This is a genomic window from Neobacillus drentensis, from assembly GCF_021560175.1.
GTDB classification, from domain to species: Bacteria; Bacillota; Bacilli; order Bacillales; family Cytobacillaceae; genus Neobacillus; species Neobacillus drentensis_A.
Genome location: NZ_CP091110.1, coordinates 2,171,995 through 2,196,307, shown reverse-complemented (window position 1 = coordinate 2,196,307; position 24,313 = coordinate 2,171,995). Strand labels below are relative to the sequence as shown.

21 protein-coding genes are annotated in these 24,313 nt (G+C 39.9%); 2 read left to right on the top strand and 19 right to left on the bottom strand.

Going from position 1 to position 24,313, the window contains the following annotated elements:
• Positions 1 to 44 precede the first annotated feature (44 nt).
• Positions 45 to 1,214 (bottom strand): MFS transporter, encoded by a 1,170-nt coding sequence (locus L1999_RS10175; protein ID WP_235743433.1) that lies wholly within the window; start codon positions 1,212 to 1,214, stop codon positions 45 to 47.
• 186 nt (positions 1,215 to 1,400) lie between these two features.
• Between L1999_RS10175 and L1999_RS10170 the strand changes: the two genes are divergently transcribed.
• Positions 1,401 to 2,288, top strand: coding sequence for a LysR family transcriptional regulator (locus L1999_RS10170; RefSeq protein ID WP_235743432.1), 888 nt, complete (start codon positions 1,401 to 1,403; stop codon positions 2,286 to 2,288).
• Positions 2,289 to 2,686: 398 nt separating this feature from the next.
• Here L1999_RS10170 and L1999_RS10165 read toward each other — a convergent pair whose 3' ends face one another.
• Entirely contained in the window at positions 2,687 to 3,622 is a 936-nt protein-coding gene (locus L1999_RS10165) for a sugar phosphate isomerase/epimerase family protein (RefSeq protein WP_235743431.1), read from the bottom strand.
• The gene (locus L1999_RS10160; RefSeq protein ID WP_235743430.1) at positions 3,576 to 4,421 is read right to left on the bottom strand and encodes a phytanoyl-CoA dioxygenase family protein; all 846 of its coding nucleotides are present in this window, start codon (positions 4,419 to 4,421) and stop codon (positions 3,576 to 3,578) included. The genes L1999_RS10165 and L1999_RS10160 overlap by 47 nt, the downstream gene beginning before the upstream one ends.
• Positions 4,422 to 4,585: 164 nt before the next feature.
• Here L1999_RS10160 and L1999_RS10155 point away from each other — a divergent pair, with 164 nt between their 5' ends.
• On the top strand, positions 4,586 to 5,410 hold the full coding sequence (locus L1999_RS10155; RefSeq protein WP_235743429.1) for a helix-turn-helix domain-containing protein: 825 nt from the start codon (positions 4,586 to 4,588) through the stop codon (positions 5,408 to 5,410).
• A 339-nt stretch (positions 5,411 to 5,749) separates the two neighbouring features.
• Here the strand turns inward: L1999_RS10155 and L1999_RS10150 are convergent, their stop codons facing one another.
• From L1999_RS10150 to L1999_RS10075, 16 genes are all read right to left on the bottom strand, one after another.
• On the bottom strand, positions 5,750 to 6,925 hold the full coding sequence (locus tag L1999_RS10150; RefSeq protein WP_235743428.1) for an acetyl-CoA C-acetyltransferase: 1,176 nt from the start codon (positions 6,923 to 6,925) through the stop codon (positions 5,750 to 5,752).
• A 270-nt stretch (positions 6,926 to 7,195) separates the two neighbouring features.
• Entirely contained in the window at positions 7,196 to 7,753 is a 558-nt protein-coding gene (locus L1999_RS10145; protein WP_235743427.1) for a hypothetical protein, read from the bottom strand.
• 23 nt (positions 7,754 to 7,776) lie between these two features.
• On the bottom strand, positions 7,777 to 9,003 hold the full coding sequence (locus L1999_RS10140; protein ID WP_235743426.1) for an FAD-dependent monooxygenase: 1,227 nt from the start codon (positions 9,001 to 9,003) through the stop codon (positions 7,777 to 7,779).
• Positions 9,004 to 9,249: 246 nt separating this feature from the next.
• Positions 9,250 to 10,119 carry a fumarylacetoacetate hydrolase family protein gene (locus L1999_RS10135; protein ID WP_235743425.1) on the bottom strand — a complete coding sequence of 290 codons (870 nt, stop codon included), beginning with the start codon at positions 10,117 to 10,119 and terminating at the stop codon, positions 9,250 to 9,252.
• A 15-nt stretch (positions 10,120 to 10,134) separates the two neighbouring features.
• Positions 10,135 to 11,256 carry a cupin domain-containing protein gene (locus tag L1999_RS10130; protein ID WP_235743424.1) on the bottom strand — a complete coding sequence of 374 codons (1,122 nt, stop codon included), beginning with the start codon at positions 11,254 to 11,256 and terminating at the stop codon, positions 10,135 to 10,137.
• Positions 11,257 to 11,358: 102 nt separating this feature from the next.
• Positions 11,359 to 13,062, bottom strand: a complete 1,704-nt coding sequence (locus tag L1999_RS10125) for an acyl-CoA dehydrogenase family protein (RefSeq protein WP_235743423.1) — start codon at positions 13,060 to 13,062, stop codon at positions 11,359 to 11,361.
• 4 nt (positions 13,063 to 13,066) lie between these two features.
• Positions 13,067 to 13,486, bottom strand: a complete 420-nt coding sequence (locus L1999_RS10120) for an acyl-CoA thioesterase (RefSeq protein WP_235743422.1) — start codon at positions 13,484 to 13,486, stop codon at positions 13,067 to 13,069.
• A gap of 15 nt (positions 13,487 to 13,501) precedes the next feature.
• Positions 13,502 to 15,067 carry a class I adenylate-forming enzyme family protein gene (locus tag L1999_RS10115; protein WP_235743421.1) on the bottom strand — a complete coding sequence of 522 codons (1,566 nt, stop codon included), beginning with the start codon at positions 15,065 to 15,067 and terminating at the stop codon, positions 13,502 to 13,504.
• Positions 15,068 to 15,203: 136 nt separating this feature from the next.
• Positions 15,204 to 15,983, bottom strand: coding sequence for an enoyl-CoA hydratase-related protein (locus L1999_RS10110; protein ID WP_235743420.1), 780 nt, complete (start codon positions 15,981 to 15,983; stop codon positions 15,204 to 15,206).
• A gap of 19 nt (positions 15,984 to 16,002) precedes the next feature.
• Positions 16,003 to 16,857 carry a 3-hydroxyacyl-CoA dehydrogenase family protein gene (locus L1999_RS10105; protein ID WP_235743419.1) on the bottom strand — a complete coding sequence of 285 codons (855 nt, stop codon included), beginning with the start codon at positions 16,855 to 16,857 and terminating at the stop codon, positions 16,003 to 16,005.
• Between the two features lie 223 nt (positions 16,858 to 17,080).
• Positions 17,081 to 19,318, bottom strand: a complete 2,238-nt coding sequence (locus L1999_RS10100) for a helix-turn-helix domain-containing protein (RefSeq protein WP_235743418.1) — start codon at positions 19,316 to 19,318, stop codon at positions 17,081 to 17,083.
• 156 nt (positions 19,319 to 19,474) lie between these two features.
• Positions 19,475 to 20,833: an MFS transporter gene (locus L1999_RS10095; RefSeq protein ID WP_235743417.1), complete on the bottom strand. Its 1,359-nt coding sequence runs from the start codon at positions 20,831 to 20,833 to the stop codon at positions 19,475 to 19,477.
• Between the two features lie 26 nt (positions 20,834 to 20,859).
• Positions 20,860 to 21,588, bottom strand: coding sequence for an ABC transporter ATP-binding protein (locus L1999_RS10090; protein ID WP_235743416.1), 729 nt, complete (start codon positions 21,586 to 21,588; stop codon positions 20,860 to 20,862).
• Positions 21,588 to 22,355, bottom strand: coding sequence for an ABC transporter ATP-binding protein (locus tag L1999_RS10085; RefSeq protein WP_235743415.1), 768 nt, complete (start codon positions 22,353 to 22,355; stop codon positions 21,588 to 21,590). Before L1999_RS10085 ends, L1999_RS10090 begins: the two co-directional genes overlap by 1 nt.
• A gap of 2 nt (positions 22,356 to 22,357) precedes the next feature.
• On the bottom strand, positions 22,358 to 23,395 hold the full coding sequence (locus L1999_RS10080) for a branched-chain amino acid ABC transporter permease (RefSeq protein WP_235743414.1): 1,038 nt from the start codon (positions 23,393 to 23,395) through the stop codon (positions 22,358 to 22,360).
• A 15-nt stretch (positions 23,396 to 23,410) separates the two neighbouring features.
• Entirely contained in the window at positions 23,411 to 24,283 is an 873-nt protein-coding gene (locus L1999_RS10075) for a branched-chain amino acid ABC transporter permease (protein ID WP_235743413.1), read from the bottom strand.
• Between the last annotated feature and the right edge of the window lie 30 nt (positions 24,284 to 24,313).

The window sequence follows — 24,313 nt, the reverse complement described above, 5'->3', positions numbered from 1 at the left end:
CGCTCTTTGATTGAATGAATTCTATAAACTTAAAGGGTATACTCCTAAGTGGAGAGTTGTTTTGTAGGACTATACCGATAATTTCTTAGTAAAATGGTTACCAAACTTAGTATTAATGATAGGATTCCGACTAATACAACGTACTGGGTGCCCATTTCTGTTATAAATAACCCGCCTGCAGCTGCACCAATAGTTGTTCCTATATTACAGGATGCGATAAATAAACCGTTGGCAAAATCAGGCGCTTCTGGAGCTGCAGTCGAAAGCCAATATTGATTGATGTTACCCCCTACTCCACCTAATATCCCCCAAATTAACGTAATGAACGCCATAGGGAAGGTAAACTGTCCAAATAAGAACAATAGGATGTAAACGATCCCTAATACAAAAGGAAAAGCTGCAACAAACTTGTTTGCATTTTTCGTTAGTAATTTTCCTGCCAGAATATTTCCAATAATATTGGCTCCGCCGTATACGAATAATAGTAAACTAATGGTGTTCGCAGGCATATTCGTAACAGTTTTCAGATAATCAGCCAGATAACTAAAAACTCCAAATACGGCTGAGTTTAATAGAATAACAGTCACGATCGAAAGCCATGTAATCGATTTTTTTAAGACGGAAAATTGTGAACCATAAGAAAGTCTTTCCTCAACTGGCATAGATGGTATAAAAATTAATGTAGCAAGGAAACAAAAAGCATTAACAAGAGCAAAAAATACCATCGCCATTTGTAAAGAAGTTGCACTTGCAATAAAACTTGCGATCGGTACGCCGACAACCATACCCGCAGACACCCCTATAAATACTTTAGAAACAGCTTTTGGAGCTTCTTCTTTACTTACCGAGGCAGCAGCCACAGAAAATGCCAAAGAACAATAAATTGGATGGAAAAAGGCTGGAATGATACGTGCAATTAATAGAATGGTAAAGTTAGAGGTAAATATGGATACGGTGTTCCCCACAACGAAAACACCTAGTACCAGTAACATAACCTTCTTCCGATTTATCCCCGAAAACACTAACGGCATCGTTGGACCGGATACGGCAACAACAAGCGCAAATAAACTCACCAGCCATCCAGCTTTTGATATGCTGACATGAAAGTGTTCAGAAATGGAAGGCAATATTCCAATAAACCCCATTTCAGTATTTAAAATACCGAAGACTCCTATGGTTAATATGAAAATCAACAAATTATTTCGTTTAGTCAAAAAAACAACTCCTATATTAAATAATAGACAAATTAGATAACATTCTTTCTTACTCTTTTTTCATCCTTTGTTATTTATTGTAACCGTGCCTTTTTTATATGCCAAATACTTATATCATATATCAAGATATGCTTGATAGGTATTTCTAAAGTGGATATACTAAAACACATTAAGGAGGAGTGTTGGTTGGAAATTAGAGTTTTACGATATTTTCTTACAGTTGCAAGAGAAGGAAGCATTACGGGGGCTGCTGATTTTTTGCATATTACACAGCCAACCTTATCAAGACAATTAAAAGACCTTGAACAAGAGTTAGGGAAAAAACTATTTATTCGCAGTAGTCACAGTATCATTCTCACAGATGAAGGTATGCTGCTTCGAAAGAGAGCAGAAGAAATCGTTGATATGGTCGATAAATTAGAGGCAGAATTTAGTTCCATGGAAGAAATAATAAGTGGGGATGTTTACATAGGCGGCGGGGAAACAGAAGCCATGAAACAGATTGCACGGGTAGTGAAAGAGTTACAGTTACATTATCCAAATATACGGTATCACCTTTACAGTGGAAATGAAGACGATGTGACGGAGAGGCTTGATAGAGGGTTGCTTGACTTTGGGATTTTAATTCAACCAGCTGATTTATCAAAATACAATTATATCAATATCCCTGCTAAAGATGTCTGGGGTGTTGTGATGAGGAAAGACAGTCCTCTAGCTTCCAAAAATACCATTCAAGCTGTGGATTTATTAAATGTTCCGCTAATCTGTTCCCGACAGGCTATAAAACAGACATTTTCTAAAAATGAATTTGCCGATTGGTTTGGTGAAGATTTTGATAAATTAAACGTCGTAACTACATACAATCTTGCCTACAATGCTGCGATTATGGTTGAAGAGGGAATTGGTTATGCAGTCACCCTTGATAAAATAGTCAATACGTCTAGTGATAGTAACCTTTGTTTTAAACCGTTAGAACCGCGGCTTGAATCTGGCTTAAATATTGTTTGGAAAAAGCATCAGGTTTTTTCCGCTGCTGCTGATCTGTTTTTTAAAGAGATTCAGGCGAAATTTTAAATTTCTTAAATTAATAAATGCTGAGAAAAATTTAAAAGGTAAATTAGCGCAATTCGTTGTTTATTCAACAAATGATTTAAAATTGTTTTAAATAGACGGAAAAATTTCTCTAAATTAGTAAATAGCATTGAAAATCGCTTAAATAGACGCAGGAATTCCGCCTATTGACTCAAAATACGTGATAAGGGGAGATTTTGTTTTGCATAAACGGAAAAACTCCCCTTATCACCCCCTAAACGAGCACCATTTTACATATAACCGAAAAATCTCCGCTTATCTAACTACTCATAGAGTTCCCGCATGGCTAAGAGTTAGCTTCCAATCCAAAAAAGCCCTTGATTCTTTCAAGAGCTTTTCCAATTGGTAAACAAGTAGTAAACTCACCTGCTATTTATCATTTAAACCTGTTCCCATAACGACCGGGCGATCCTTGCAAAGAGCAGTGCTTGCGTCCAGCGGTCGCTCACCTCACACGCCGTGTCGTCCGGACCGCGAACCGTTATTGCATAAGGTGGCGGCCCCAGCTCGCAGACAAACGGCAGCACTTCGTTTTCCAGTGCTGTTTGACGCCAGCTGCGCATCCCTTCAAGCCACCAACGTTTAAAGTGCTTCAACATCGGGTGTTCGAACTCAAAGTCCTTGACACCCTCCTCCCCCACAATTTCTAACATGGGAATATCAATCTGCACCTGTTCCCCGTTCGATACACGGGCATGTATGCTCTTCGTACGTGAAAGCAGGGTCTGAAGCAGCTTTTCTGCCTCGTCCGTCACCGTAGTCATTTCCCCTGCCACGACATAATGTGAGAAGTCGATTGTCAGCTCAAGTTCAGGTAAAGCTTGAGCATACTCTGCCGTGCGCAGTAGATCCTGCGTGACTGTTCCGCGGTGTGTCTCTATATAAGCCGGGATACCCACAGAATGCGACACCTCTGCCATGTCGGCAAGCAGTTGCATCGCTTGTTCTCCGACGAGAAACGGCCTTATTACCTGTACATTGACGAAATCAACCCTTCCGAACGATTTTGCCTTGCGAAGAAAAACGTCCAGCTCCTCCGCTGTTTTCGGATACGCGTTTACGCTGTATGAAAGGTTGTAATGATCCAGCAGCCTAAACAAGCGTTCGCCCTCCCTGCCCTCAGGCAGGAAGCCGTTAATGCCGTCGTAGCCTGCTTCGGCGATGCGACCCACCTTCTCCTCCATACTCCATTCGTCACCAGCGCCATTTTGAACACCCAGTCCGTTCATCCCCCACCAGGACATTTGCACCTCGAGCCTAGGTTCACGTTTAGTGGATATATGGTGATTCATATTCAACTCCACACGGACCTCCATTCGGATTGGTCTCCAGTTCCACCTCGGTGCCGTCAACTTTGAACAGCGGACGATAATACGTGGCAATACGCGTGGCCGAGCTGTTGGCATAGTGGCAAATGAACGAGCGGCGGAAACGATCTTTTGTCTTATTGCGGTATGAACCGTGAATCAGGTTCCCATTGAAAAAGAGCACATCGCCCCTGTCCATCACAGCCGGAATGGCCTTCTGGTCCTTCGGCGGCTTCACGTAGTGGGTAGTGAACGATTCCTTGGCATCGGACAATTCAGGACAAACAATATCATAGGCACTCGTCTTTGGCACAACTAACAGCCCGCCGTTCTGCTCATCCGCGGCATCGATCGCCGTCCAAGCGGCAATGCAGTTACCCGGCTCGACTTTTAAATAAAAGTTATCCTGATGAAGAGCCTGCCCCCGTGCGCCGGGAGGTTTATAATAAAACATACTTTGGGCAGCCAACGGTTCTTCCTCATACAAATCAGCAAGTACATCCATTACCTGTGGATGCAGCATATAGCGTTTAGCCGTTTCATTAAACTGGTGCGGATGCATGACCCTCGGATACCGTTTTAGCGGGTCAATCGTTTCCTGCTGCAAATCTGGTTCAAAATGACCCGGGATTGCCTGACGGCTAATGTCCTCAAAGGTTTGGTCAATCTCCGCCAGTTGCTCCTCCGTAAACAATCCTTTTACGATTAAATAACCTTCCGTTTCAAACTTACCCTTTTGCTCATCCGTTAGTACTCGGTTCTTATATACCACTTCTTTACCCTCCCCTATTTCTACTATAAGTGACATATATCACTGTCTTTATTATATAGTTGGAATAAGGAGTAGAAGAAGGATGGATCTTGCTAACAATGCATACGATTCTGCTATATCTCAACAATTCCACTTGTTTGCCGCCGACAGTTAAACTAAACTAATCTTAATAAAGTACTTCTAAGAAAAGGGGGATAACCATGGAGCTTGACCGCCCTTCTAATTATGACGGATTGGCCAACGGTATGGTGATTGCCGGGCATTTTCATGAGCACGAAACCTATTCTACCGTTCGTCCGGACGGCATGAGTGACTGGCTAATCACGTACACACTAGATGGTGAAGGTTATTTCGAGGCAGACGGCCGCGAACTACGGGTAAGGGTCGGTGACATAGCACTGTTAAAGCCGGGAACACCCCATCGTTACGGTACACCTAAAGGAAAAAGGTGGCATTTTGTTTGGGCGCATTTTACTGGCGGGTTCATGGATGCGAGTCTTCTGCCAATTGATGCGCTGACCATCCGGCAAATTGAGCAGCAAGCGGTTCGGGAGCGTATCTACCACGCTTTTCTCCGTATTCTGTCTGACTCCCGGGAACGTGCCGCTTATTGGCACGAGCTCTGCTTGAGTGCACTGCGGGAGATTCTAATGCTGCTCGCAAAGCAGCAAACCAGCGGGGTTGACCCTCGAATTGAAGAAACGCTGTATTTGCTCGCCCAGCGGATGCAGGAGACGGTTCGAGTCGAGGAACTGGCACGCAGTGTGGGGCTCTCCGCATCGAGACTGTCGCATTTATTTAAAGAATATACCGGCGAATCAATTGTGGAGGCACTTAATCGAATGCGAATTAAGCAGGCCGCCTTACTTCTTGCACATACGAATCGGAATGCAACGGAAGCAGCCCATGACGTAGGCTTTCAGAATTACAACCATTTTACCCGGCAGTTCCGCAAGTATGTAGGTCTGACTCCAAGCGAATTCAGCCAGAGTGCCCGGTCCAAAGAGAAGCAGCGTCCTAACTAAGTTAATTTATTTAATCTTTGTTTCGTTTACGAAATGTTATAGAATTCTCTCTAGTAAGATCCCCAATTCTTTTACTATTGACTAAGGAGGCGCAGGCCTACCCTGTATACAATGCTTTAAAAAAGTGTATTTTTGAAGGTGAAATTAAGCACAGCAAACCTGAGTTTGAGAAGCTTTGAGTTGGGATTGGGGAATTAATCGAAGGATATGGGGACCAGCCTTACTTTGTGTTTGAATCAAATGGTGTTTATTCACGGCAATTAGAACGTTTTATGCAAGAGCAATGGTTGGAAAAAGAACCAATCATTTTAAACAGATTGGTTCGTTGTTTTAAATGTTTTAGATACGTTCCCAAATCGAGGCAATTCCTTGCCCGCCGCCAATACAAACAGCAGATACACCGAATCGTGCGTTTCTTCGTTGTAATTCATAGATTAACGATAATGTAATTCTAGTACCGCTTGCCGCCAGTGGATGTCCAAGCGCAATCGCTCCCCCATTGACATTTCCAATTGCCGGATCGAAACCTAATACTTTTTGACATGCTAAATATTGTGCTGAGAAAGCTTCGTTGATTTCGATTAAATCTAAGTCTTCAACCTTCAGATCTGCTTTTTTCAACGCAGTTTGAATCGCAGGAACAGGACCGATCCCCATATATTTAGGGTCAACTCCAACCACACTCCATGACACAAGTCTTGCGAGTGGTTTTAATCCTTTTTCTTCTGCATAGTCACTTGAAGTAACAATCACAGCCGCAGCTCCATCTACCATCCCGCTTGCATTGCCAGGAGTAACCACACCATTTTCGATAAACCGAGGCTTTAATTTCGCTAGTTTTTCCAGACTTGTTTTTCGGACATGTTCATCACGGTCCACAATGATTTCTTCTTTTCTGCCTTGTACGGTTACTGGTATAATTTCTTCTTGTAAATAACCTTTTTCAATCGCTGCTAAGGCCAGTTCATGACTAGAAAGTGCGTGTTGATCGACCTCTTTACGCGTAATCTCATATTTTTCCGCCAAATTTTCTGCTGTATCAGCCATGGTACAGCCGCCTACTGTATCGTATAAACCATCCCATACCCAGTCCTCAATAACTGGTCCGCCTAGCGGACTCCCCCATCTCATCCCTGGAATGACATGGGGCACATTACTCATGCTCTCTGTTCCTCCAGCAAGTACAGCCCTTGCTTCCCCTGTCAAAATGTAACGTGCTGCCGTTAGAATCGCTTCTACACCACTTCCACATAGACGATTTATAGTTAACCCTGGTACATGGATTGGCAGCCCTGCCTTTAAGCCAACATGCCTCGCTAAAAGATGAGCATCTTTACTAGACTGCTGAACATTTGCGAAGACCACCTGATCAATGTCTTCCGGATTGATATTTGCTTTTCGAATCGCCCCTCTTGCTGCCTCTGCACCTAGATCTGTTGCAGATATACCTTTGAATGTCCCAGATATTTCTGTAAATGCGGTTCTAGCCCCTTCTACTAAAACGATATTGCTCATCTTCTCCATCTCCTTTTCAAAACGCTTTCATTTTTATATAAAATAACTTATTCTATTTCTATTAAAATCTCTTTTTTCAAGATCTTATTTTTATTGTAATGACTTAACTTACATTTTGTTATCCGCACTATATAGGAAAAACACCACTATTCTTCGTTAATATTGTTGAATTTGTTTATGCTTTAATACATATAACGGTTTGGAGGGTTTATTACGGTTGAGAAATAAAATCAGCCCTTTTAAACTCGCAGGGCTGATTCATTATTATCTTTATAAAAGGTAAAAGGTATTACCGTTTGGTCCTAACGGAAGATGTCCTTCATTTAAAATGTTTACTAAAATTGAAATCATTTCTTTTTCATCAGCAAGTTCAGCTGTGCAGGCAAGTATACATATATACATCGCATGACCAACTAGAAATTTAATCGTATTCTCTTGATTAAAAGCCTCGTAAGCATGTTTATATACTCCATGAAACACAGCCTCTGGGACCTTATCCACAACATCAATTAGAAGTTGTTGGTGACCTAGGCTATCTATCTTATTACTAAGCTGACCAGGTAATTCTTTCATAACTTCCCAAAGTTCACTATTTTCAAATGAAAGTTTTTCAATTGTTTCAGCGGTCTGTCCTTTTGTAATCCATTTAATTTCATAATTATGAACACCAAGACCACTCATAAACCTGGCTAGTTTGCCTTCCACATCCGGATTATATTGACCTGCTTTTGAATACCAGTTAATCGAGGTTAGTTTTTCAATTAACTCATTTACCAACCGAGCTGTAAGACCATATTTTCCTTCATTCATTAACTGTGCCACTGCCATTCTATTCTCTCCTTTCACGCAGATTAATATTTTGTCGTTAATTCCGGCGGACCAAATTTAGGACCATAGGGACCCTCTTCTAACCACCGGCCTAATCTTGGTACAATCGAAACAAGTGAAGCAGCAAGTTCACGTTTCATATTCATCTCCGGAGAGTTCCCTTGCAGGTGATGCAGCGCTGTGGTTGAACAGTCACGATTCCAATTGGCAGCAATATATCGTTCATTAGCAGCTAAATGAATTGCCTGTCTTCGGTCCTCCTCTGAATGGGAGTCAAGTGCTTTTTCAATTCCAGCTATTGCCTTGAGAGCATCTGGAACACCTGAATTAAGACCCCGAGCACCAAATGGAGCAAATAAATGAGCGGCTTCTCCAGCGAGTAAAACTCGGTGCTTTTCATCGGTAAAGGAATTGGCAACTACCTGGTGGAATCGATAAGTCGATACCCATGTAACCCGTTCCGCATACTTAGGATCCATCACCTTTGGGAGCCACTGTTTTACACCTTCGATGCTAGTAAAATCGTCTGGGTTGTCACCTTCTAACAATTGAAGGTCAACACGCCAACCTCCTTTAAATGGAACAAACATCACATTTCTTCCATCTGTTGCAGGATGCTGATAATGGAAGGTACGTTCTAGCGGCAGAGGGTTCTCTTCGTCTTCTTTTACATCCAGTACTAAGAATGTATCCTCCGTCCTAGGCCCTTCAAAGGTCAATCCTGCTTGTTGTCTTACAACAGAGCGGGCACCATCGCACCCGATAACATACTGTGCTTCCCAAACTTCACCCGATACATTGGTGACGACGACCCCATTATCACTAATATCAAGTTTAGCTACAGGCAAATCCCAAATTACCTCTACCCCGGCTTCAACGCACGCTTCATATAGGTGTTTTTCAATTTCATCCTGATGAAGAGAAGTAAAATGCGGCAATTTAGTTGGATCTTGGTTATTGGTGATACCATAATTGCGAACGTATACTTCTTTACCTTTATATAGAGTTCGATTGATTGGCCAGATGATCCCATTACGGGCTAATGTAAAGCCTAATCCTGGGTATGTTTCTTCCAGATGGTTAAGTGTGGCATTGTGGATATAGATGGCTCTGCTTCCAGGGCGTGGACGCCCAAACGGGTCCGCCTCAATCACAACAGATGAAATTCCCTTTTGTTTTAATGCAAGAGCTGCTGTGAGACCAACAGGACCAGCTCCTACTACAATCACATCACATTTATTTTTTACCATGCTGTTTCGCTCCCCTTTTGAAATGTTTTATTATTTGTTAAGTTAATTATAAGAAATGGGATTGCTAGAATAATATGTCGTTGTCTATTAACGACCGCGATTCTAGTAATTCTAACTTTTCGGTAGACAATCAACCTTATCGGCGACGGAGTTTCTTGTAAATCACGGATTAGCATTGACATTATTTAACAAAAAATCACTCACGAAGGATATACTCCTTCATAAGGGATCATTCAGCTAACTTATTTACCTGACGCAATATTCCGTTACAACTTTCTCCGCATATTGGACATTGACGGTAAACGCCCCAACTTTTTCAATCTCAATTCGAACGCAATCGCCAGCCTTGATTGGCCCCACTCCTTCAGGGGTACCCGTGGCAATAATATCACCAGGATGAAGTGTCATATTTTGATTGGCTGCTTCAAAACATTGGTAACAATCATAGATCAAGTGCTTGGTACTGCCATCCTGACGTATTTCATCATTTACCCATAGCTTCATTGCTAAATCATTAGGATCCTCAATCTCATCTGCCGTCACAATCCATGGACCAATCGGTGTAAACGTATCAAACGATTTTCGCCATGTTCTTTCTTCGTTACCTCTAATAGAAATATCCAACAAAGCGAAATAACCGAAAATGTAATCCTTGGCTTCAGATGCCGGAACATTTTTTGCCTTCTTTCCAACAACATAACCTAGTTCAGCCTCATGGTCCGTTCTCCGCCCCTTGATTGGCAGTAAAATCGGATCTGCTGGCCCTGATAGCGACTCTGGGGATTTTAAAAACAGTTTAATCTCTTCAATCGTCCGAGGTGCATTGTTAAACATTTTATTCATTTCTAGTTGATGATTGCGATAATTAACAGGTGCTGCCCATATTTTTCTAGTTTCAGGAACAGGGGACTTAAGTTTCACCTCTGACAAATGATACGTAGGACAAAACTCAATCTCAGCGTAAATTTTACTTTTTAAATCCTGATAGTTTTCTACCAACTTCAAAAATGATTCATTTGGATTAACCGTATCCCACCCTACCACGCTAGAAATATCTGCTACTCTTTCACCCATTACTAGTCCAAGCAGATTTTCATTAAAAATAGCAATTTTCATTTTGTATCCCCCTACTTATTCAACTGAAGTATCTGGAACAAAGACCTTTTCAATTACTTGATGACCGCCATTGTCTTGATAAGCCTCACCATATTCAAGCTCCAATTTCTCCATAACAGGTTTATCATTAAAAGAGAAAAGATAGACATCGCTAGATCCAGTATTTACGTGTTCATGCTGACTCCACGGCGGTAAAATAAAGAAGTCACCCTTCTCCCACTCAAACTTTTGCCCATCAATAACGGTATAACCATTCCCCTCAAGCACATGGTAAATAGCACTATGCACATGCCGGTGTGCTTTTGTTTGCTGTCCTGATTTTAATTTTTGCATCATGGTACCAATACGGGAATCAGCAGAGCCCCCTGTTATTGGGTTAATATATTCAATCGCATAACCATCAAATGGATCATGATCCGTTTCCTTCATTTGATCTAGCAAATATTTTACTCTATCAAACTTGTATCCATAAATGGGAGATGGATAGCCAGGCTGTTTGGATTCGTTCAGCTTTTTAAAAGCTCCCATTGAAAATTGCATGTTTGAATAATTTTCAGGAGCTTCCATTGGATAGTTTTCCTCTTCATATGGTTCAAAAAAGGAGGCAGCTAATGTGCGAACAAGCCCCACATCCAGACCATCAAGCCAAAATACCGGTTCGGTTCCTTCATGCTTGTGTTCATGCCATGTCCATGCAGGGGTCAAAACCATATCGCCTCTTTCCATATAGGTTTTCTCCCCATTTACGGCGGTATAGGCTCCGCTCCCTTCAATAATGAACCGAATGGCAGACTGTGAATGGTGATGGGAAGGAGCATTTTCTCCTGGAAGCAGCAACTGAATCCCAGCATAGAGAGTATGCGTTCCGTACCCGACAAGTCCATGTTTTAATAGACTTGGATTCTGAAGATACACAACCCGCCTTTCTGCATCTTTACCAGGTTTTAGCAACTCCCCAGCTTTCAGTACATACTCACGAATTGTTTTCCATTTCCATAAATAGGGCTCAACATCATGCACAGGTTCTTTTGTAACCATATGGCCAAGATCATACCAGAGTGGACCCAAGTGGTTTTTCTTCATCCCCTCATAATACAAATCTAAATGTTCCTGCGTTTGTACATCATTTTTTGTCATAATGGTTCACTCCCATAGTAATATAGTAAATTGTCTAAAAATAAAAACTGATCCAGGGAAAAAAATCTGAATCAGCCCTCTCATCTTTCTTCTTTCATTCATTTAGCAAAAATAGCATTCTTTCATAATGACAGCATCTGCAATTCTGCGTTTAACGACTATAATATTTTCCGAACTGCTCATAATGAGGAGACTGGCAATTCGTGAAAAAATCTCGCCATCGCCGAAATGATTAATCATATTTAACACTCTAAGAGCAAATTGTTGAGAGGTTTCAAGCGAATATACCTTAGTACAGTCAATCTTTTGTCTATTCGCTTCCTCCCCGGATTTCTGGATTGCTTTTTCTGTTCTAAGGATGGCGCTTTCCATGCCAAAAATCGTCATAACTAAATCTGCAAGGAAAGCCGCAATTTCTTGCTCGATATTCAAATTGCCCATTGATTTTTTATTTACAGACTCAATTGCGGCATCAAACAGTTTTTTCAACAGGTGAAGCACTTGCTTCTCACGCTGGAACACACCGTTTTTAATATCATTGTCCTCCGTTCGCACATGATGATTTTTTGCCGCAGTAGTAGCGATAAGTATTCGATTAATCTCATTGGTTCCTTCAAAGATTCGATTGATTCGGGAATCCCGGTAAAGGGTTTCAATTTCATATTCTGCCATATAACCATAACCGCCATGGATTTGTAAGGCCTCATCGACAACAAAATCAAGAAATTCTGTGGACATCACTTTATTGATCGAGCATTCCATTGCATATCGGGCAATGGTTTCTCCATAATCATTGCCAGTCTGCTTCATTCCCTCGAACCCATCCTGCATCAATCCTGCTGTTCGGTAGACAGCACTTTCATTCACAAACGTTTTTATAACCATATCGGCAATTTTACTTTTGATTAAATTGAAACTAGATAGAGACTGACCAAATTGCCTGCGTTCATTTGCATAGTTGACAGCAATTTCGATCGCTCGTTTAGCTGTCCCAAGCGAGGTTGCCGAAATTTTATGACGGCCTATATTTAATACATTGAATGCAATAATATGCCCTCTTCCAACTTCACCGATCACATTTTCAACAGGTACTCTCACATTTTCTAAAATAAGTGATCGAGTCGAGGAACCTTTTAGCCCCATTTTCTTTTCCTCTGGGCTTGTAGAAACACCCTGGTAACCTTTTTCTACAATAAAAGCGGTAAACTTTTGTCCATCTACCTTTGCATAGACGATAAAAATATCGGCGAATGCAGAGTTTGTGATCCATTGTTTTTCGCCATTTATCACATAATACTTTTCACAATCTGACAATACAGCATTGGTTCTAACACTCATAGCATCTGTACCGGAAGATGGCTCTGTTAAAGCATAGGCTGCTATTTTTTCGCCAGTCAAAATGTCCGGAAGATACTTTTCCTTCTGTCTTTTTGTTCCAAAATATGCAATTGGCAGCGCCCCAATACCTGTTTGGCCGCCAAAGGTGATCGAGAACGAGCGGCCAGATGCCATTTTTTCAGAAATAATCGTGGCACATACCTTCCCTAATTCCAACCCGCCATCTTCTTCGGGGATATCGGCTCCAATCAGACCAAGCTCCCCGGCTTTTTTAATCAGATTAACCGTTTCCGAAAATTCCTGATTCTCGATTTTCTCTAGTTTTGGATAGACTTCATTTATGACAAATTTAGTTGCCATATCCGCGAGCATGATCTGTTCATCTTCAAAATCCTCAGGGGTAAACACATCCTCCGGAAAAATTTCATCATATAAAAAGTGTTTTTGATCCTTTTTTTCGGTTAACACGATGTTATCCCTCCACGGTTTCCGCTTTTGGCATCATTTTTTCTCGGATACGATCTGGAATAGGCTGTGCTTTTGGTTTATCTTTAAAGGATGTCCATGCACGAACTTCATACCCTTCTGCTGCATTTTGATCCCCTTTTACAAATACATGCTTGATTTTAAAAACCTTGTTATGTAGTTCTTCCACATAACTCTTTACGATCACCTGGTCTTCAAACAAGAGCGGTCGTTTAAAAGCACAATTTGCCTCCAATAATGGTACTCCAATCTGTTCTTCAGCAAACAGCTTGGAGGATGGATAGCCAATCGCGGCTAAATACGCATGTGTGGCGTCATCCATCCATTTATAAAAATTCGGGTAAAAAACAATTCCTGCAGCATCCGTATCTCCCCAGCGTACTTGGAAATGATGTTCAGATTTCACCTTATTTTGCTCCCTTCAACTTTTAATCGTTGGACTTGTTTTAGCATTAATCTCTTCCTTTAGTCTAAGTTTTTGAATTTTTCCACTCGCGGTTACAGGGAACTTATCTGTAAATACGACCGTTTGCGGAACCTTGAAATTTGCCATTTTTTCCTTTAAGTAATTTTTCATTTCTTCCTCTGTGCTTTCTTTCCCGTCCTTGAGCTGAATCACTGCACAGACGACTTCACCAAGTGTTTCGTGTGGAATACCGATGACCGCAGCTTCTACTACTTTAGGGTGCTTAGACAAAACGGCTTCAATTTCTTGAGGGTAAATATTAAAGCCGCCTCGAATGATAATTTCCTTTTTCCTGCCAATAAATTTCAGATTGCCCTGATCATCGAGAATACCTAGATCACCGGTGTAATACCAGCCTTCGTGATCCAAAACAGCAGCTGTCTGTTCAGGCAATTTATAATAACCCTTCATTGTGCCAAAGCTGTGAATCGCGATTTCCCCTTTTTCTCCAGGAGGTAATGGCATCCTATTATCATCGACTATTTTTAACTTTACACCTGGAAGTGGTTTTCCAAGTGTTTCAATCATATTCTTTTCCTCGTCATCATAAGGTGTCAAAGTAACCGAAACAGTCTCCGTAATTCCAAATGACTGACAAAGATTGATGCCCATTCGATCCCTTATTTCTTTAACTTTCGTCGCTGGAATAGGTGAGGCTCCGACAACACCTGTTCTTAATGAGGATAAATCGTAGGAGTCAAAATCCTGCGTTTCTAATAATTTTATAAACATGGTGGGTACTCCATGAAGAATGGTCACTTTTTCCTGTTCAATTAAACTGAGAATGTCTGAAGGATGAAATTTTTCTACTAAAACGATCCGCGTACCTGTAAAAGCGGCATTAAACAAATTTACAGCCATACCAAAGATGTGGAATAAAGGTGAGGGAAGAATTAAAACATCATTATCTGTACAGCGCAGTTCAATCCCCATTACATTAGCGGATTGCACAACACTGCGATGGGTAATCATAACGCCCTTTGGAACACCGGTCGTACCCGAAGTATAAAGAATACAAAATAAATCGTTATTTACATCAATTACTTCTTCTTGGCTAATTTCTAACGTATCATCATTTAGTAAATCTTCATAAGATGGGAAATTATTGATGATAGACCTTACCGTAATGATTTCAGGTACAAAGTAAAGTGCATCGTTAAATCCGAAATTTTTTTCAAATTCTTCTGTGGCGATTAACGCTTTAGGTTCTGAATTCCTTAAAATATGGCTGACTTCATGGGCCTTATATTTGGGGTTGAATGGTACAAGTACAGCTCCAATTTTTGCAGCAGCGAAAAATATTACAATCGTTTCATACCAATTCGGTACGGAGACGGCGATTCGATCCGTTTTTTTAATTCCACGCCTGACGAATGCGGCTGCCATTTTGTCCACATTAGCTTTAATTTGTGAGAATGTTATTCGATTATTTAAATCAAATACAGCTTCTTTTTCACCAAAAACTTTTGCAGCATGTTCAAGGATTCCATAAACCGTAAAATGATTACGATCATTCACCATTTCGTATCATCACTCCAATAGTTTCACTATGATACTTTCTTATTTAAAATAAATTCGAAAAGGAAGTATCCGTCACATGATCCCGGATACTTCATGTTGGTTTAAGTGTTAGCAATATAATATGGTCAGAAAAAAGTTATCGTCCTGCAAACACCGGTTTTCTTTTTTCTACAAATGCCTTCAATCCTTCTTTACGATCCTCTGTTGAGAAGGCATTTGCAAAGCAGGTACTTTCAATAATTAATCCCGATTCGATATCAGTGTTTCCTCCCGTATTAACAGCCAATTTCAACATTTGCAGGGCAACTGGCGGTTTTTGGGCTAATTTGTTGGCCCATTCCTTAGCTGTCTCAAGAAGTTCTTCCCCAGGTACCACTTTGTTTACAATTTGTAGTTCTAAGGCACGATAAGCATCAAACATTTCCCCAAAATAAAGCAATTCCTTTGCTACTCCCTGACCAACGATTTTTTGCAGGCGCTGGGTACCGCCGCCGCCAGGGATAATTCCAAGACCCACTTCAGGGAAGGCAAATTTCGCTTTACTTGAACTAATACGTAAATCACATGCTAGTGCGAGTTCAAGACCACCGCCAAGAGCAAGCCCATTTAGTGCTGCAATAACAGGTTTTGCTAGATTTTCAATTTTGGAGAAAACAGCTCTGGATGTTTTGTTCATTTTATTTACACCGACAAGGTCCAAGTTAGCCATTTCAGTGATGTCCGCACCAGCTACAAAAGCCTTCTCCCCTCTTCCAGTTAAAACAATCGCCCGTACTTCTTCATTTGTTTCCAGATAGTCGAATAAATCGGACAATTCGTTAAACACCTGTGTGTTCAATGGGTTTACAGGTGGTCTGTTGATCGTTACAACCGCTACTTTATTTTCGATTTCACATAATAAAAATTCATAACTCATAATTTTCCCCTCCAAATGATTATTCGTAATCGTAGAATCCTGCACCCGTTTTCTTCCCTAATCTGCCTGCTTTAACAATTTGTTTTAATAAAAGCGGCGGTGCATAATAGTTTTCGCTATATTCCTCTTTAAAATAGTTCATAACATGGTAGCCAATATCGACACCGGCAAAATCCTGAAGTTCAAATGGACCCATTGGATAATTTAATCCAAGTTTTACGGCCTTATCGATGTCCTCGTAGGATGCAACGCCTTCTTGGACCAGCCTAATCGCTTCAATAAACTGAGGAAGCATAATTCGGTTGACAATAAATCCAGGAGAATCCTTTTTTACTTCAACCGGCTCTTTTGATAGTCTCTTAGATAACGCTTTCAATTCTTGCACGGTTTCATCACTTGTTTTAAATCCTCGTACCACTTCAACCAGTTTCATGATTTGTGCTGGATTAAAGAAGTGCATGCCGGCAACCAGCTCAGGGCGGTTTGTTGCTGCCGCAATTTCCGTAATGGACATGGAAGAGGTATTTGTTGTTAAAATGACTCCTTCTCGAACAATTTTGTCCAGATTTGAAAATACTTCTTTTTTAAGATTAAGATCCTCAAGGACTGCTTCAATAACAAGATCCACATCTTTAAAATCTTCTAAGCTAGTCGTAGTTTGTATACGACCTAATGCCTCTTGCTTTTGTTCCTCTGTCATTTTTCCTCTTGCGACACTCTTATCCATAAATTTACTCATTCGGTTTAAAGCGCTTTCTAAAAAGTGTTCCTCAATATCTCTTAAAACTACATTAAATCCATTTATAGCGGCAAGGTTTGCAATACCTGTCCCCATCGATCCTGCTCCTACAACACCAATTGTTTGAATGGCCATATCTGCATCTCCTTAAATTTTAAATTTTTTGTGATTTCTGTAAATTTATTATAGCGAATTTGTACGGTTGAATTGTACCTACACAATGTAGGAAAAAACAGACTATTTTTCATCTATTTTACGGTTTAATAGAATAAAAGGCATGAGACGCTACAGCAACAGGTCGATAAAAAGGTCAATAATCTGCTAAATGGATTATTGACCAAAAATGAGGAAATATTTATTACTTTACATTTAATAATATGTTTTTCACCATTTCGTTACCATACATATCATAAAGTTTTAAAGCCATCATTAAATTAAATCTTACTTCCGCATCGCTTAGCTGAATATCTAAGAGTGATTCAATTTTTTCAAGACGATAAAGTAATGAACTTCGATGGATATAAAGTTCTTCAGCTGTATTTTTGACATTTCCATTGTTTTGGAGAAACGTATGAAGTGTATTAGAAAGATCTGTATTTTTACTTTCTGAATAGGATAGCAGGGGTCCGAGTTGTTTTTTTACAAATAAATCAATGGCCACAGAATAATTTAAATGATGAAGAATCGCATAAGAACCTAATTCATCAAATAATGTAAAACCGCTTTGCCGTAAACGACTGGTAACAATGTTTAATGCCTGGATGGCTTGTTGATAACTCACAAAATAATCTTGCAAGTTATTTGTTTTTCCGCCCACACCCATTAAAACCTTGCATTTTATAGCGGTTTCTAAGGTCCACTTGTTTATTTTAGAATAAAGCGATTGCCAGTATTTTTTAGGAAGAGCGCTTTCATTTTTTAACGGTACAATTAATACATATTTCTCATCATGATAGGCAGTGATAATAGAATCTTCTATCTCTTGTAAATGAGATTTAATATATTCCCATACTTGGTTTTTTTTCGACTGCTGGTCAAAAAGATTGCTGTCTTTCATCTCTCTGTCATCAAGCGTGATTGACAGAACGGCAATTTGATGACTTTGAAAAAGATCCCACTGGAAAAGGTTAGCGTATTGAAGAATGCCCTCTTGATCTTCAATGTTCTCCGTTAGCAATTTATTGATAAAACTATCTTTTGCCTGCTCTTTGGCATCGAGAACCAATTTTTGTTTGATAAATTGGATGGAACAAATATTTCGCGATAATTCCATGGTTAAACGATCAATCTCGTCCATTTCTCCATTTGGTCTGCATACGGCAAGAAACCCTAGTAAACTTCCTCCACCATTTATCATCAAAAAGGAGAAACTACTTGAGGAATCTTCCGGATCCTCAACTGAAAAATAATCGAGACCTCTATTTTTATTTCTCCTATTTTTAGCAATGTCAGCGATCTGTTCTGGAAGCAGCACCCGAGTCTGATTATCAAACATACTAAACGAAATGGGCTGCATAAATCGGTCAAATAAGATAACTGGATTTTGGAATAAGTTTGCAAGCATAGATGTAATCCCATCAAAGTTATCGACTTCTACTGTTTCTTTCACAAGCGCTTGTTGGAAATCCAACAAAAATTGGAGACGGTTCTTACTCTCCTTTTCATTGTTAAATAAACGGGCATTTTCCAAAATGGCAGCAACATGATTCGATAATAACTCTAACATTTTTAAATCATTTTCGGTAAAAATAACATCCTTATTATTCTCAATATGCAAAACACCAATCGTTTTTAAATCAATGATTAAGGGGATCGTCATTTGTGTTCCGCCAGGAGTCTCTAAAAACGGAAAATACTTATTAAGCATATAGTTGTCTTCGATCATGATCCTATGCGGAAACTCACTTTCTCCATAAGCTGGCGGCTGAAATACAAAACTATTTTCCTTTTCATTATATAAATATATACAAGCAAAGTCGGCATTCGTTCCCTTACCTGCTCGCATTGTCAGCTCTGCAATATGTTTCTCAATCGGTGCATTGAGGGATAGATTCTTACTGATCCATTCAATCCCCTCAATTTTTTTCAATTGGGATTTCTTTTCTCTTGCCATAGCCATGGCTACCGCAATATCTTTTCCGAATTCTTCAAAAGGCATCTCCATATCTAATAATGGCACATAATTTAAAAAACCGACAATACAGAACCCTAAATTGTAGTCGTTATCATAAAGGGGCACAGTAAACCAAGTTTTAACATTGGCATCTTTAAGTACTTTTGAAAGTTGGCAGCTTTCAGGTGAGTCGGCACGATCGTTTGTTAAACTCTGACGCAGAAGCTTCGGGGAACATTTATGTATTTCGATTGGAAAAGAATTTGTCACCGCAGGCAGGTTTCCGCTCCATGCTTTGGGTACAAAATTCCCTGTTTCATTTAGGATCACACCGACAAAATCACAATACAGCTCAGAGTGAAATACAGCTGTTAAATATTGGAGAACTTCATCTTCCGTATCAAATTTAATCAGTTGTCTGGCTGTAGAGCGTAAATGGTTTTCTAATTTCTTCATTAGTTTATCCTTGTCTATATACGGCATAACCCATTTCCCCTCATCCATATTTTCTTCTTCCCTTCTTATTTTAATAGAAAAATATTTTTTGAAAAGTATAACAATTGGTAATTTACTATTTTTAGACCTATTTAATTTCTAATTAGTTAAATCCCGAAGAACAATCTCCGGGATTTTTAATCATTATTTTGCTATTTTCAAATTCTTATCATGAGAAGCTTTTCTATCTTTATGATAATCTCCATGCTTTTCTTGAACAAACAACATCGCAAAACCACCAAGAACAGCAGCCGATGCAATCGCTGCAAAGTTAAACTGAGGCATTAAGTTCATAGAAAGTAAGACTCCAACAAATATAGGTGCTACAATTCCTCCCATTCTGCCAAAAGCCATCGTACTGCCCAAAGAGGTTGACCGCATGGAAAACGGGTAATATTGAGAAACAAAAGCATTTGACATATTTTGCACTCCTACAGAGGAAGCCCCAATGACTGAAATGTAGATAAACGCTAGCATTGTGCTTTTAGTAAAGCCGATTAACGATAGGGCAATCGCTCCACAGAAAAATAACGGAACAAGAACTTTTTTAAAACCCCATTTATCAACTAGACGGCCAAAAATTAAAGTACCTGCAATCGCACCTAATTGCATTACTGCTGTAAAGGTGAGACTTGAGCTAAGGTCATAGCCTGACTGCATCATCAGCCGTGGTAACCAGGTATTCATAGAATAAATAAGGACAAAGGCGCTAAAACAAGAAATCCAAAACATCAACGTACTCAATGCTCTTTTTTCTTCAAATAACTTGATAACAGGCGATCCAGGTGTTTTAGCTTGCTGTTTTTCAACATGAATCGCTGCTTTTAAATCCAAGCTAGAATCTATCTTATAAAGGATTTTCTTTACCTTCTCTTCTTTGCCCTTATTTACTAGAATACCAATAGATTCTGGAATATTTCTCAGCATAAATGGAAGAAACAATAATGGAACTCCTGCCAGCCAAAAAACAGGCTCCCAGCCCGCCGTTGGAAGAAGAGTCCGGCTCGTTAAAGCAGCCACAATCGCACCAACGGAATAGCCACAGAATACAAACGAGACAATTGCAGAACGTATACGTTTAGGAGCATACTCGGTTGTTAAGGCAATAACATTTGGCATAACTCCTCCCAAACCAATACCAGCCATGACACGAAAAACGGTAAATGTAACAGGGTTACTAGCAAAGCCAGAAAGTAAAGTAAACAAGCTAAATAATAACGTCGTTAATAGAATAATATTCTTGCGCCCTAATTTATCTGCGGCCATTCCGAACATTATCGCGCCAATTGCGGTACCAATGACGGTATAACTTCCAATCGCTCCAGCCGTGACATCGGATATCCCCCATTCCTTAATAAGAGAAGGAACAGCAGCACCGTAAATAACCACATCATATCCATCAAACATGATGACAAGGAACATCCAAAAAATAAGCCTCAAATGGTAGGAATGAAATCTACTATGATCGATTACATTGTTAGGATTAATAGAATTTGCTTTCATTGTCATAACCTCCATGTATTACTTCCTCATGCTCCAACGGTCTTAATACCTAAATAAGCAGACATTACCTGTGGGTCAGAGCTGATTTCCTCACTTGTTCCATTTAATATGATTTTACCTTGATCTAGGACATAAGCTTTATCTGAAACTTTTAGTGCCGCTTTGACATTCTGCTCTACTAAAATCACCATCGTTCCAAGATCCTCTTTTATAATCACTAACGTATCTAATATTTCGTTGACGATTTTGGGAGCTAGACCCATACTTGGTTCATCAAGCAGGATAATTTTTGGATTGGACATTAACCCTCTGCCAATCGCTAGCATTTGCTGCTCCCCGCCGCTTAAATTCCCGCCAAGATTATTTAAGTGCTTTTTTAAACCTGGAAACATATCAAGCATTTTGGTTAGGTTTTCACTAACTAGCTTTTTATCTTTATAATATTTAGAGAACATTCCTAGCATTAGATTTTCCTTAACAGTAAGATTAGAAAAGATCTGCCTCCCCTCAGGTACGAGGCTTAATCCTTTTTTGACCACTTTAAAGGCCTGGAAACCACTTATCGTTTCACCTTCAAGTGTTACCGTTCCGGCAGTTGGACGATATAGCCCAGCCATTGTATTTAATAATGTACTTTTACCTGCTCCGTTTGCGCCAATAATCGAAACAATTTCACCTTTGTTCACTTGAAAGTTGATATCATGAAGGATTTGTATTTTTCCAATATGGGTGCATAAACCTTGCACTGATAACATTATCCAACCTCCTCCCCTAGATACGCCGCAATAACCTTTGGATTTCGCTGGATGTCTTCAGGCGTTCCTTCGGCAATCTTCTTTCCAAAGTCAAGGACAACAATTCGGTCCGCCAGTTCCATAACAGTGGACATCTTATGTTCAACAAACAAAAAGGAACTTCCTTTTCTTTTTAACTCTTGAATAAACCCACCCATTCGATTGGTTTCGGAGTCGTTTAATCCTGCCATCGGTTCATCGAGCATAATCAAATCCGGTCCATAAACGATTGCTCTTGCAAATTCCAGCTGTTTTTGAAGGCCGTAGGATAATTGTCCAGCCTTTTCATACATTAACTCCTCTAATCCGACTAACTTAATGACATCAAATGCCAATTCATAAGCTAATGTTTCATCCTTTTTTATCCTTGGGAGCCTAAATGCTGCATTTAATACATTGGTTTTCAGTTTGACATGTGCCCCCATCATCACATTTTCAAGAACCGTCATATTGTGAAAGATCTGCAGATTCTGAAAGGTCCTAGCCATTCCTAAAGCAGCTAGCTGCGGAATTTTTTGCCCTGTTAGCTTTTTTCCTTTGTAATTTACCTCTCCGCTTGTTGGAGCAAGAAAACAAGAAATCATATTAAATAAAGTCGTTTTACCTGCTCCATTTGGTCCGATCACAGCGACAATTTCTCCTTCTCCTACTCCAAAACTTACATCTGACACAGCCGTAACTCCGCCAAATTGTTTCGTTAATTCCTTTACTTCAAGTAGTTTAGACATGGTTATACTCCTTTTTGAGAAATCATATCTTTTGTTGTTTTTGCAGGTAGCTGTTTTTTGTGTTTGAGTTTTTGCAAAGGCTGGGAAATAACCGAAATCAATCCCTTTGGTAAATACATCATGATCAAAATAATGATTAAGCCATAAACAACGATTTCTACCTCGCCGCTGATTCCAAAGTACGTATGTCCCACAAACCGAATGATCTCATTTAAAAACATAATAATAGCAGTACCTAAGAGTGCACCCCATACAGAACTTGCTCCCCCTACCATGACCATGATCAAAAAGAGAATCGATTTGGTTATATAAAAAGTAGGTGGGGCAACAAAAGTAATATAATGGGCATAAATACTTCCAGCCAGCGAAGCAAAGGCTGCACTTAATGCAAAGATTGCGACTTTATAGTTAGAAACCTGAACGCCAAGTGTCTCTGTGGCTATTTCACTATCGTGGATACTTCTAAGTACTCGGCCTACATGTGAGCGAACAATATTTAAAGACAGCAACAGCACAACTAAGCAAGAGGCCCATACAAAGAAGTAAAAAAATACTTTATCTATCAGTGAAACCCCAAATACAGACAGGGTAGGTATACCAACTAAACCTGCTGCCCCTCCTGTCCACTGGTTTAAACCTAAGATCAAAATGAAAAAAATAATATTAATTCCAAGCGTAGCCAAGGCAAGAAAATGTCCTTTCAGCTTTAAAATGGGGATTCCAATCAGGTAAGCAATGAAAAAAGTAGCGGCCATTCCAATGACAATGGCAAGCCAGGGAGAGATTTGAAAGTGTGTCGTCAATATTCCGGATGTATAGGCCCCGATTCCAAAGAAGGCCGCATGCCCGAGCGAGATCTGTCCGGCATATCCGATCAAGAGACATAAACCTATGGATACAATTGAATAAATTCCGATTAAAATAAAAATTGTAAAGAGATATTGAGACTTCACCACTAAAGGCAAGATTAGAACGAGTGCACCTAAAAATAGGAGAGGTTTTAATCGACTCCCATATAAAACGTTTTCTAGTTTCGACATCCAAATTCCTCCCTATTAAACTCTTTCACCAGAAGCTCTTGCGAATATCCCATTGGGTTTTAAGAATAAGACTAAGATTAATACGGTGAACATAATCGCATCACTATAAAAGGTAGAAATATAGGCGCCCGAAAAGGTTTCTAATAAACCAACGATTAAAGCACCCGCTACGGCTCCCGGAATGCTATGCATGCCGCCAATAACCATACCTACAAATCCTTTCACCCCAATAAGAAATCCCATTTCATAGGTTGCATCAGTTATAGGGGTAATCAGGATACCGGCAATGGCACCTAAAGCAGCTGCTAAAGTAAAAGCCAAAGCAGACATCGTACTCGTGTTAATCCCCATCAACCTTGCAGCGCGTGGATTCTTTTCACTTGCCCTTAAGGCAGAACCGATATACGTTTTTTCAAAAAATACGTATAATACGGCTAGGAGGACAAATAAAATAATAAAAATAACGATACTCTGCGGATTAATAACAGCCCCCATAAATTGAATGGGATTTGCTTTTATGATTGGAGATAGCTGTTTTGGATTTGTTCCCCACACAATCAGACCCATTCCTTTTAGGAACGTCGATAATCCGATTGTAATAATGATTAAAACAATAACGGACGTATTTCGTGCATGAAGGATAGCCGTTCTCTCTACAATGAATCCAATCACTGCCGTAATCAAAATGGCAAGAATGATCGCTGCAAACATAGGTACCCCCGCATTGACTAAAGTAATGCATGTCATGGCTCCAATCATGGCAAACTCGCCTTGAGCGAAATTTAATATTCCAGTAATGTTATAGATGGTGACAAATCCAATTGACAGTAATGCATAGATACTTCCAACGGTTAACCCCGTTACAATATATTGCATGAGTAAATCCATGGACGCGCCCCTTTCTTCATGCCAATGGCA